Annotated in this window: 12 protein-coding genes; 6 read left to right on the top strand and 6 right to left on the bottom strand. The window is 37.1% G+C overall.

From position 1 onward, the window contains the following. Positions 1-3: 3 nt before the first annotated feature. A complete protein-coding gene (locus BUB03_RS00065; protein WP_317041460.1) occupies positions 4-519 on the top strand; it encodes a VOC family protein in 516 nt (171 codons plus the stop codon). Between the two features lie 17 nt (positions 520-536). On the opposite strand, the gene BUB03_RS00060 is transcribed toward BUB03_RS00065, so the two are convergent. Beyond that, entirely contained in the window at positions 537-1,193 is a 657-nt protein-coding gene (locus tag BUB03_RS00060) for an NAD(P)H-binding protein (RefSeq protein ID WP_073059404.1), read from the bottom strand. Positions 1,194-1,289: 96 nt separating this feature from the next. Here BUB03_RS00060 and BUB03_RS00055 point away from each other — a divergent pair, with 96 nt between their 5' ends. Beyond that, the gene (locus BUB03_RS00055) at positions 1,290-1,643 is read left to right on the top strand and encodes an MmcQ/YjbR family DNA-binding protein (RefSeq protein ID WP_073059402.1); all 354 of its coding nucleotides are present in this window, start codon (positions 1,290-1,292) and stop codon (positions 1,641-1,643) included. Here the strand turns inward: BUB03_RS00055 and BUB03_RS00050 are convergent. Continuing rightward, positions 1,640-2,560 carry a bifunctional riboflavin kinase/FAD synthetase gene (locus tag BUB03_RS00050; RefSeq protein ID WP_073059400.1) on the bottom strand — a complete coding sequence of 307 codons (921 nt, stop codon included), beginning with the start codon at positions 2,558-2,560 and terminating at the stop codon, positions 1,640-1,642. The genes BUB03_RS00055 and BUB03_RS00050 overlap by 4 nt on opposite strands. A 203-nt stretch (positions 2,561-2,763) precedes the next feature. On the opposite strand from BUB03_RS00050, the gene atpD reads away from it, so the two are divergent. From atpD to BUB03_RS00030, 3 genes are all read left to right on the top strand, one after another. Next, a complete protein-coding gene (gene atpD, locus BUB03_RS00040) occupies positions 2,764-4,272 on the top strand; it encodes a F0F1 ATP synthase subunit beta (RefSeq protein WP_040994950.1) in 1,509 nt (502 codons plus the stop codon). Positions 4,273-4,354: 82 nt separating this feature from the next. Beyond that, positions 4,355-4,636 carry a FoF1 ATP synthase subunit delta/epsilon gene (locus tag BUB03_RS00035; protein ID WP_073059396.1) on the top strand — a complete coding sequence of 94 codons (282 nt, stop codon included), beginning with the start codon at positions 4,355-4,357 and terminating at the stop codon, positions 4,634-4,636. 81 nt (positions 4,637-4,717) lie between these two features. Then, positions 4,718-5,536 (top strand): hypothetical protein, encoded by an 819-nt coding sequence (locus BUB03_RS00030; protein ID WP_073059394.1) that lies wholly within the window; start codon positions 4,718-4,720, stop codon positions 5,534-5,536. Positions 5,537-5,678: 142 nt separating this feature from the next. On the opposite strand, the gene BUB03_RS00025 is transcribed toward BUB03_RS00030, so the two are convergent. From BUB03_RS00025 to BUB03_RS00010, 4 genes are all read right to left on the bottom strand, one after another. Beyond that, positions 5,679-7,868 carry a B12-binding domain-containing radical SAM protein gene (locus BUB03_RS00025; protein WP_073059393.1) on the bottom strand — a complete coding sequence of 730 codons (2,190 nt, stop codon included), beginning with the start codon at positions 7,866-7,868 and terminating at the stop codon, positions 5,679-5,681. A gap of 147 nt (positions 7,869-8,015) precedes the next feature. Beyond that, positions 8,016-8,912 carry a DMT family transporter gene (locus BUB03_RS00020; RefSeq protein WP_073059391.1) on the bottom strand — a complete coding sequence of 299 codons (897 nt, stop codon included), beginning with the start codon at positions 8,910-8,912 and terminating at the stop codon, positions 8,016-8,018. A 71-nt stretch (positions 8,913-8,983) separates the two neighbouring features. Further along, complete coding sequence (locus BUB03_RS00015; protein WP_175547485.1) at positions 8,984-10,255, bottom strand: aminotransferase class I/II-fold pyridoxal phosphate-dependent enzyme; 1,272 nt, start codon at positions 10,253-10,255, stop codon at positions 8,984-8,986. Positions 10,256-10,336: 81 nt separating this feature from the next. Then, positions 10,337-11,374, bottom strand: a complete 1,038-nt coding sequence (locus tag BUB03_RS00010; RefSeq protein ID WP_073059390.1) for a PLP-dependent cysteine synthase family protein — start codon at positions 11,372-11,374, stop codon at positions 10,337-10,339. A gap of 222 nt (positions 11,375-11,596) precedes the next feature. Between BUB03_RS00010 and BUB03_RS00005 the strand changes: the two genes are divergently transcribed. Continuing rightward, on the top strand, positions 11,597-11,790 hold a 194-nt coding region (locus tag BUB03_RS00005; protein ID WP_139258717.1), incomplete at its 3' end, for a protein O-mannosyl-transferase family.

The following is an 11,790-nucleotide window of genomic DNA, read 5'->3' as shown; positions in this document are numbered from 1 at the left end:
CTCATGAAAAAACTAATTTTTGCCCTTTGTATTCTGGCTTCTTTTATGCTCGGTTTCGCCTTTAAATCAGCTACAGAAAAGAATTCAGATGATGTAAAAAGAGTTACGGGAATCGGTGGGATTTTCTTTAAATGTAAGGATCCCAAAAAGATGAGAGATTGGTATAAAGATCATCTGGGACTTAGCACCAATGAGTATGGAGCCGTATTTGAATGGTATCAGGGCTCGGACAATTCTAAAAAAGGATTTAGCCAGTGGAGCCCGTTTAGTGATAAAACGAAATACTTTCAGCCTTCTGAAAAAGATTTCATGATCAACTACCGCGTCCAGAATCTTGAAAAGCTCGTTGAACAGCTGAAAAAAGAAAACGTTACCATTGTTGACAAAATTGAGACCTATGAATACGGTAAATTTGTTCACATCATGGATATAGAAGGCAACAAAATAGAGCTTTGGGAGCCTGATGATATTGAATATGAAAAATTAGGAAACAGTATTGGTGCAAAAACTACTAAATAAAAATGCTCAGCCGGCTTTTATTGATCAGTTTTTTCCGCAAAGCAGAAAATATTCCCCAGTTTAATGCTGGAGTAGCCGTTGCTTTTTATTTTGGACGAATTGATCATGGCTTTAGCCAGAACATCTGTAGGTAAAGGCTTCTGGCTTTCCAAAAGTCCCAGTTTGTTTGCAAATTTTATAATCCTGCTGCCCAGAACTTCTCCGGTTCTTTCAGAATCCTTTCTTTCAAGCATTCCGGGTTTGAAAATGGTAATTTTATTAAAATGGAGCTGCTTGACGGCTTCTTCCAGTTCACCTTTCATTTTCGAATAGAAAATTTTAGATTTTGGATTGGCTCCGTAAGCCGATACAAGAACATAATCTTCCACGTCGTTTTCCTTCGCTGCCTTTGCAAACTCATACTGGTAATCGAAATCTACTTTTCTTTGAGCTTCTTTGCTTCCGGCATCTTTCAATGTAGTTCCAAGACATGAAAACGCAATGTCACCCTTTACTTTATCTTTCCATTCTTCCGGTTTTTCAAAATCAACTACATGAACATTCAACTTATCATTCTGGATATCCACAGGCTTTCTTACGAAAATATCAATTTCTTCAAACTCCTTATCGTTAAGCAATTGCTTAACCAGATCTTTTCCTGTAGCGCCTGTTGCACCGATGACCAAAGCTTTCATAATAATTGTGATTGGTTATGATATTATTTCTTTCTTAAATTTACTAAATTTGAAATTAATATCAATGATCATTAATCATTTATCAATTATAAATTCATGGATGCCAACGAAGTTTTAGATTATTGCCTGACAAAAAAAGGAGTCACGGAAACTTTCCCTTTTGATAATGAAACACTTGTGATGAAAGTCGGGACAAAAATGTTCCTGCTGATGCCCTTAGAAAAGCAGCCGTTAAGTATTAATGTAAAAACAGACCCAGAGTGGAGTGCAGAGCTTCGCGAACAACATCCGCAGATCACCGGCGCATTCCATATGAACAAAACCCATTGGAACTCTGTACTTGCAGACGGATTGAAAAGAGATTTGATCTTTAAACTGATCGATCATTCTTACGAATTAGTGTTTAATTCACTAACGAAGAAAGCTAAGGAAGAAATTGTAAATAGCTAAAATTGAAACTCCTGGGTCAGTCTTTTGTCCTCATCCAGCCTTTCAATAAGCTTTTCAAGGCCTTCAAACTTAATCTCGTCATGCAGAAAGTCCCTGAATTTTACAGTAATCTTTTCATCGTAGATATCGCCGTCAAAATCAAGAATATACACTTCAACGGTTAATTTCTCTCCATTTACGGTAGGATTGGTACCGATGCTGAGCATTCCTTTATATTGCTGTCCTTTTACTTCGGCTTCTACAATATAAGCTCCTTTTTTTGGAAGAAGTTTGATAGATTCCGTTTCAATATTGGCGGTAGGATAACCGATGGTTCTTCCAATCTTTTTTCCATGAACAACGGTTCCGGAAACAGAGTAGGAGTAACCCAGCATTTCATTGGCCTCCTTTATATTGCCTGCTAACAGAGCATTACGGATTTTAGTGGAGCTGATATTGTTTTCGTAGATGTTGATGGCTTCCATTTGTTCCACAACAAAACCCAGTTCTTTTGATAGTTTCTCAAGAAGTTCAAAATTACCGCTCTTATTTTTTCCGAAAGAATGGTCGTAACCTATAATAAGGTATTTTACATTCAGTTTATCAATAAGGATCTGGCGTACGAATTCTTCTCCCGTAAGGTTTCTGAACTCTTCATCAAATTCTTTCAGGAATAAATGATTGATGCCGTATTTTTCAATCAGCTGTTTTTTCTCTTCCAGTGTATTGAGAAGTCTGAGATCTTCATTCGGGTTGAAAACAAAACGGGGATGCGGCCAAAAAGTAAGGATAGCAGTTTCCAGATTGTTTTCTGTGCCCACATTGATCAGTTCATCAATAATACTTTTATGTCCCAGATGTACTCCGTCAAACATTCCTAGAGATAATGCTAAAGGCTTTTGGGAGGAATAATCTTTAAAATTCTTGAAAATTTTCAAAACGGAAAAATTTGAGTGCAAATATAAAGATAATGTACCAATGTACCAATTTAACGGTTTACCAATATTTCCAGACAATATCCTTGTTATATTGTCAAATCGATACATTCGTAAATTAATAAAAAAGTATGATAAAAATCTTTTTTTTACCAATTGTGGGTTTATGAAGAATCATTATATTTGCACCAAGAAAAAATTTAGCAATGGCAAACCAAATTAAAGGTAAAATTTCTCAAATTATTGGTCCGGTAATCGACGTTGTCTTCACAGATGTGGAAGCTGTTCCAGCAATCTATGACGCGTTAGAAATTACAAAAGAAAACGGTGAAAAAGTAGTTTTAGAGGTAGAACAACATATTGGCGAAGATACAGTAAGATGTATCGCAATGGACGCTACTGACGGTCTTAAAAGAGGGCAGGACGTAATTGGATTTGGAAATCCTATTACCATGCCAATCGGTGAAGCTGTAAACGGAAGACTATTCAACGTTGTTGGGGATGCTATCGACGGACTTCAAAATATTTCTAAAGAAGGTGGTCTGCCAATTCACAGACCAGCTCCAAAATTTGATCAACTTTCAACTTCTGCGGAAGTTTTATTTACAGGTATTAAAGTAATCGACCTTATCGAGCCTTACGCAAAAGGAGGTAAGATCGGATTGTTCGGTGGTGCCGGTGTAGGTAAAACAGTATTGATCCAGGAGTTGATTAACAATATTGCAAAAGGACACGGAGGTCTTTCAGTTTTCGCCGGAGTAGGTGAAAGAACGAGAGAAGGAAATGACCTTTTGAGAGAGATGCTTGAATCAGGAATTATCAAATATGGTGATGATTTCATGCACTCTATGGAAAACGGAGGTTGGGATCTTTCTAAAGTAGATTTAGAAGCGATGAAAGATTCAAAAGCTGCATTCGTTTTCGGACAGATGAACGAGCCGCCAGGTGCAAGAGCGAGAGTAGCCCTTTCAGGTCTTACATTGGCTGAATACTACAGAGACGGTGGTGAAAGCGGACAAGGTAGAGACGTACTTTTCTTCGTAGACAACATCTTCCGTTTTACACAGGCTGGTTCTGAGGTATCTGCACTACTTGGCCGTATGCCATCAGCGGTAGGTTACCAACCGACTCTTGCTTCTGAAATGGGAGCGATGCAGGAAAGAATTACTTCAACTAAAAACGGTTCAATTACTTCAGTACAGGCGGTTTACGTACCTGCGGATGACTTAACTGACCCGGCTCCTGCAACTACGTTTGCTCACTTGGATGCAACTACGGTACTAGACAGAAAGATTGCTTCATTAGGTATCTATCCTGCGGTAGATCCATTGGCTTCTACTTCAAGAATCCTTGCTCCGGAAATTATCGGTGCTGAACATTATGACTGTGCTCAGAGAGTAAAAGAAATTCTTCAGAGATACAAAGCGCTTCAGGATATCATCGCGATTCTTGGTATGGAAGAACTTTCTGAAGAAGATAAATCAGTAGTTTACCGTGCAAGAAAAGTTCAGAGATTCCTTTCTCAGCCTTTCCACGTAGCTGAACAGTTTACAGGTATCCCAGGATCATTGGTAGACATCAAAGATACTATCAAAGGATTCAACATGATTATGGATGGTGAATTAGACCATTTACCGGAAGCTGCTTTCAACCTGAAAGGAACTATCGAGGAAGCTATCGAAGCTGGACAAAAAATGTTAGCTGAAAACGCTTAAGAAAATTTAAATGTTAAATTTTAGATTTTAGATTGAAAAATCATTTAAAATTTAAAATCTATAATCTATAATTCATAAAAAAATGAATATAAAAATTTTAACACCAGAATACGTAGTTTTTGAAGGAGAAGTAAACTCTGTATTGTTGCCGGGGAAAAATGGTGAATTCCACATCATGAAAAACCACGCAGCTATTGTTTCTTCTTTAATCGGAGGTAAGGTGAAGCTTTTTACTTCTTCTGTAGGAGAATCTTATGCTAAAAACTTTACCAAAGAAAATGAGAAAGACTCTGTTTTTTCTTATCCTATCAAAAGCGGTGTTGTAGAATTTAATCATGATAAAGGAATTATCCTTTGTGAATAATTAAATGAAAAGCTAAATATATTTTCAAGAAAGTGTAACTTTGGTTACACTTTTTTTTATGTTGTGTAAAAGTCTGATTTTATGAAGAAAAGTATAATCATATTCTTTACCGTTCTGGGAATCCTGTGCAATGCCCAAAATTTCAAAACCAAAAGAGGTATTATAAGTCTTGACGGTGTTCATGTCGCCAAGATCTCCAACAAATCCAATGTCTATACATTTATGGATCTCAATGAGACTCCCATGTATACCATAGAGTTCATAGATAAAAGCATTGTGGATTCTGTAAGAGACAGTTATATTAATCTAAACAGGGTTTATAACCGTGATAAAACCATAGAGCTGGATTATATTTCTCCGTCCGCATTTTCCGGTGAAGAAAAGTCAGCAGTATATACTTCTATAAAAGGGTTAAAAATCATTGATAACAAAGGGATCAATGTCAAAAATCTTGATGAGATTTTTTCAAATGTTCCGAAAAGAAAGCTGGACGCTAAAACAAAAGATGCTTATGCGATCAGAAAGAAAATAGACAAGATGAATATTGAGGTCAATAAAGTAGGCGAGATTCTCAGCAATGGTGTTCCTGTGGGCTATTTTTCCAATTTACCAGTAAGTTTTGGCTCTGAAGACACTATTATGGATAAAACCCCTATAGATATTGAGATCTATGATGCCAAAAGTAAGCTTATCGGAAGATATATCACAACTACAAAACAGCTTAAAACAGCTGGAGGGAAATCTTTTACCATATACAGAGAAATGTCCGGGAGAGCTTCTATCCTGAAATTCCCAACCTATAAAGCATTGGCAGAACGCATGGCGATTATGGACCCTAATTTTATTAAAGTTCAGGAAAAAGTATCTATTGGTACCGTATCAAAAGAAACTCCCAATTAAGAAGATTCTGATAAATAAAATTTTATATCAATAGGAACGGGCTTTAGCCCGTTTTTTTATTAAAGATCAAATTTGGTCTGGCTTTAGCCAAACTTATAGAAAGTTTCCCAATTTTAAAAATCTCTGAGAAAAAACAAAAATTTTATAAACTTAAGATTACCCCGTTTTCCTTGAGCTGCTGAATAGGTTTGGAGAACCAGAATAATTCGAAATCTTCAAAATTTTCTTCAAACTGATTTTTAAGTTGCTGAGCTGTAACTTTTTTAGGGTTTTCTATAGAGTTTTCTTTCAGTACATTCAGAAGCCATTCCGCCTTATCCTGTTCCAGATCGATCTTTATAATGTTCGTTTTTAAGTGAAATGTAAGAAGCGTATAGATACCGGAGTATTTCTTTTTATTTTTTACGCGATTCTCAGCGATTACGTTTTTCGTTAAAAAAACAACTTTGGAGTTAGCTTTAAAGCCAAATTGATTTTCGTCCAGAAGACAGTCATGAATATAGTCAGGATGAATAGTTGTTCCCGGAATTTTAAAATCGAACCATTCCTGAAGCGGAATTTCAAAATTGATTCCGTGCATATAATTAAAAAGAGACTTTTTCAATCCGAAGCTGAACTTACTGTGGTCGATTCCTGTTTTGTCTTTAAAATCAATATCATTATTGGCAAACAGAATTTCTTCCTTGACAGGAGTTACCCCGAACTCTTCAGGATTGATTCCGACAGGTGAGTGAGCGGTCATGGCAAACTGATGCCAGAAACCACTTTGCAGAATTCCCATTTCGAACATTTGCCTTACCATTTCCAAAGAGTCCACTGTTTCCTGTATGGTTTGGGTAGGGTAGCCATACATGAGATAGGCATGAACCATGATCCCGGCTTCTGTAAAATTTCGGGTTACCTGTGCCACCTGTTCCACCGAAACACCTTTTTCGATTAATCTCAATAAACGGTCACTGGCTACTTCAAGACCTCCGGAAACTGCAACGCAGCCTGAAAGCTTCAGGAGATAGCATAAATCCCGGGAAAAGCTTTTTTCAAAACGGATATTCGTCCACCATGTAACGACCAGATTTCTTCGTAGAATTTCCAGTGCAACTTCCCTCATTAAAGCTGGCGGTGCTGCTTCATCCACAAAATGGAATCCCGTCTCACCAGTTGTTTTGATGAGCTCTTCCATTCTGTCAACCAATATTTTGGCAGAAACAGGTTCATAAATCCTGATATAATCCAGAGAAATATCACAGAAAGTACATTTTCCCCAATAGCAGCCATGTGCCATTGTTAGCTTATTCCATCTTCCGTCACTCCATAAACTGTGCATGGGATTGGCAATTTCAATAACAGAAACATATTGATCCAGCTTCAGGTCAGTATAATCAGGAGTACCGATTTCGGCCTGTTTATAGTCGTGACGTTTGGAGTTATTTTTATAGGTAACCTTTTGGTTTTCAATTAAAAATGTTCTTTTGTATTCTGCAGTTTCGCTTGGTCTGTTTAAATTTTCATAAAGAAGCTCAAGAGGAAGCTCGCCATCATCAAGAGTAATGAAATCAAAAAATTCAAAAACCCTCTGATCTTTTACTTCTCTAAGTTCGGTATTGGGAAATCCTCCACCCATTGCAATTTTAATGTGTGGATAATGTTTTTTAATATATTGGGCACATCTGAAACCTGCATAAAGATTTCCCGGAAACGGAATAGAAAAACAGACTAATTTAGGTTGGATAAACTCTAGGTTTTCCTGAAGTATTTTTAAAGTAAAATCATCAATAAACGTCTGTTTATCTGCTAGTTTAGAATACAGCTCATCAAAAGAATTGGCACTTTTCCCCAGGCGTTCGGCATATCTGCTGAATCCGAAGTCCGGATCGATATTTTCAATGATATAATCAGAAATATCCTCTAAATATAAGGTGGCAAGATGCTTGGCTTTATCCTGAAGTCCCATATTCCCAAACGCAAAATCCATATCATCCAGCTGGTTAAAACGGGACGCCTCGGGCAGGAAGTTCATGCTGCAGATCTGTCTGGCCAGTGTAGGGGTTTTTCCTTGCAGAAAAGGAATAACCTGATCTATTGTCTTTAAATATTCTTCCCGTAGCGCATAAATTCGCTGTGAGTTCTCCGATATTTCCTGAAGGTTAATTCCTGTGCTGAAGATTTTCTCTAATCCTCTTTTTGAAAACAATTCTAAAATAACGTCCAGTCCCAGATCGATCTGATAGCTGGAAATATTTTTAGTATTCAGAAAACCTTTTATATAAGCTGTTGCCGGATATGGAGTATTGAGCTGGGTAAAAGGCGGAGTAATGAGAAGCAGGTCTTTCAACAGGAAATTTTTCAAATTAATTATATTAATCCGGTTTTAAGATGTTGATTTACATTGATTTAATGCTTTTCGTCTTCACCAGATTTTATTTGCAAAGATAGTTAAATTGTGCCGTATGCTGCAATTGACCTTATCAAAATTAAATGTTTATGCATTTTCTAAAATCTCATGATGTTTGGACTTTTTATTATCCGCAATCACATTTAAAATAACCCCTAAAAGAATCAGAATAATGCCAATAAGCAGATTTACAGTAAACCTTTCATGGAACATCAGCACGCTTACCATTACAGCAACTACCGGTTCCAGTGCCCCTAAAATAGCGGTAGGCGTAGATCCGATATATTTTATAGCATACACTAAGCATAGGCCGGAAATTACAGTCGTCAGAAAAGCAAAGACAATGAAATTAAAAAAAACAGACAGGGAAGGAATAACAAAAGATTCACCTTCTGTAAAGGCTTTTATCATAAAAAATCCTGAGGTGAATAGCATTGAATAAAAAGAAAGCTTAAACCCGGAGACTTTCATATCCGATTTATTTACAATCACCATATACAATGCATAAAACAGGGAACTCAGCATGACAACTCCCAAACCTGCAAAATTGATTTCCAGGCCTTTTTCTTTTAAGCATAAGACAATAACACCTGCAAAAGCAAAAACCAAAGATCCTACCGAAAGGCTGGTAAGCTTTTCCTTATAAAAGAAAAACATGATTAAAGCAACAATAACCGGATAAATGAAAAGAACGGTAGAAGCAATTCCCGGCGTAAGAAAATCATAACCGATAAATAAAAACTCTGAGGAAAGAGCATAGCATACTCCCAAAACAGCAAGGATCAGAGTTTCTTTCTTATTGATCCTGAAACGCTCTTTGGAATACAGCAGGTATCCGCCGACCATCATCGCTGAAAATAAAAATCTATAGAACAAAGTAATGTCCATAGAAAAGTGAGCCTGCTTCAGAGGAAGGATAAAAATAGGAATCAGCCCGAATGAAATGGCTGATAAAATTCCCAGCATATAACCTTTGAATTTCATTTTTGTTATGATTTAAAATAAAGCGTTCCATAAAAAAACCACTGAAATTTTCAGTGGTTTTATCTTTTTCATTAGATTGGCTTAAAACTTAAACCCTGCTCTTGCAGAAGTTTCTGTTCCTGCTCTTTATAGTAACCACTTACTAGTTTATCATGAATAGCTTCAAACGCAGCTAATGTTTCATTAATTTCTGCATCGGTATGGGAAGCAGTAGGAATCAATCTTAACAGGATCATTCCCTTTGGAATTACCGGATAAACAACTACAGAGGTGAAAATTCGATAATTTTCTCTTAAATCTTTTACAAGAAGAGTAGCTTCTACCGGAGTTCCCTGCATCATTACTGGTGTTACGCAGGTGTTGGTATTTCCAATATTGAATCCTCTCTCTGTAAGTCCGCTTTGTAATTTGTTTACATTTTCCCAAAGCTTAGCTTTAATTTCCGGTCTGGTTCTTAAAAGTTCCAGTCTTTTCAACCCTCCGATTACCATTGGCATTGTAAGAGATTTGGCAAAGATCTGAGATCTTAAGTTGAATTTCAGATATCTGATGATCTCTTTATCACCGGCAAGAAAAGCTCCGAAACCTGCCATAGATTTGGCAAATGTAGAGAAGTATACATCGATCTGGTCCTGGCATCCCTGCTCTTCACCTGCTCCGGCTCCTGTTTTTCCAAGAGTTCCGAATCCGTGTGCATCATCTACAAGCAGTCTGAAGCTGTATTTGGATTTAAGATCACAGATTTCTTTAAGTTTTCCCTGCTGGCCTCTCATTCCGAAAACTCCTTCCGTAATGACAAGAATACCGCCTCCGGTTTCTTCAGCTACTTTTGTTGCTCTCTGAAGGTTTTTTTCAAGACTTTCAATATCATTGTGTCTGTAGGTAAATCTTTTCCCGGAGTGAAGTCTTACTCCGTCTACAATACAGGCATGAGAATCCACGTCATATACAATCACATCATTTCTGCTTACCAAAGCATCAATGGTAGAAACCATTCCCTGGTACCCGAAATTCAATAAGTACGCTGATTCTTTTTGTACAAAATCTGCCAGTTCTCTTTCCAGCTGAAGGTGCTGTTCTGTTTCACCGGACATAGCTCTTGCGCCCATTGGATAAAACATTCCATATTCTGCAGCGGCTTTAGCATCAGCCTCTATCACCTCAGGGTGATTACATAATCCTAAATAGTCATTGGCACTCCAGAAAATCACTTCTCTTCCCTGAAACTGCATTCTCGGCCCGATAGGTCCTTCTAGTCTTGGGAAGATAAAATAACCTTCACCGTAATCTGCAAACTGTCCAAGAGGTCCTGGATTTTCTTTTATTCTTTCAAAAATATCCAACATTTTGTATCGTAATTTTAAGTAAAAAAGCCTTTCCTGTAGAACACAAAAGGCTTGATTTGTATCGTGGTTTATTTAAATCTATTTAATAAATTCTGTCTTGAAAACTTCATCGTAATTATGTACGCAGTTATTTACAAAACCTTGTTCGGCCATCCATTTGTCACTGTATACCTTTGTGATATATCTTGATCCGTGATCAGGATAGATCAGTACTATAATGTCATCTTTGGTCAATTCATGGGATTGGGCATACTGAATCAGCGCCTGGGTTACAGCTCCTGTTGTATATCCTCCCATGATAGCTTCTTTAAGGGCTATTTCACGGGTTCTGTAAGCAGACATCTCATCATTTACCCTTACAAACTCATCTACCTTGTCAAAAAGCAGGGCAGAAGGGATCAAATTTTTTCCCATTCCTTCAATCTGATAAGGATGAACATCTTCTTTACGGATCTCTCCCGTTTCGTGGTAGCTCTTTAGTATCGAGCCGTCCGCATCCACACCGATAATCTTGATATCAGGATTCTTTTCTTTCAAAAATTTACCTGAACCGGACAATGTTCCACCTGTTCCAGTGCAGGCAAAAAGGTGTGTAACCTTGCCTTCTGTCTGCTCCCAAATTTCAGGACCGGTAGTCTGATAGTGCGCATCAATATTCAATTCATTGAAATACTGATTGATGTAAACTGAATTTGGTGTTTCTGAAGCTATTCTTTTAGCAACCTCATAATAAGATCTAGGATCATCTGCAGCAACATTGGCAGGGCATATGTATACCGTAGCCCCTAATGCTTTCAGATAAGCAATTTTCTCGGGCTTTGTTTTGTCGCTTACCGCCAGAATACATTTATATCCTTTAATAATACAGACCATCGCAATAGAAAACCCGGTATTTCCTGAAGTAGTTTCTACAACTACGGAATCTTCCTTTAATAAACCTTTCTTCTCAGCGTTTTCTATAATATGAAGTGCTATTCTATCTTTTGTGGAATGTCCAGGATTATATGATTCTAACTTGGCATAAACGGTTGCAGGAATATCTTTTGTAACAGTATTAAGCTTCACCATAGGAGTATTTCCTATTAGGCCAAGAATATTATCGTAAACATTACTCATTATTTGTTATTTTCAATAAAAATCTGACCGCAAAAATACAAAAAAATAAATAATTACTAAACTTTTGTTTGATTTCAAGCCTGTGATTCAGCAAAATTTATTTTCTGATTTGCAATCTTAGCTGAAGTACGATCGCAAATACTACGCCAAAATTTTTAAATTTTGTTAAAAACACCATAGAATCGTATAAAAGCCTTATTTTCGCGTAATTGATTTAATACTATGAAAAATTGGACTTTTAGGCAATGGAACACCGTTTTAGGATGGGTGATTTTCGTCATTGCATTTTTCACGTACTTGTCGACCATAGAACCTAATTTCAGTTTCTGGGACTGTGGCGAGTATATTTCTTCTGCGGTAAAACTTGAAGTAACGCATGCTCCCGGAGCGGCTTTATTCCAGATTGTGGGTGCTGT

Origin of the sequence: Chryseobacterium oranimense, from assembly GCF_900129755.1 — a bacterium.
GTDB lineage: Bacteria > Bacteroidota > Bacteroidia > Flavobacteriales > Weeksellaceae > Chryseobacterium > Chryseobacterium oranimense.
Note: the sequence above shows the minus strand (reverse complement) of the source record. Positions and strands in the feature narration are given on the sequence as shown.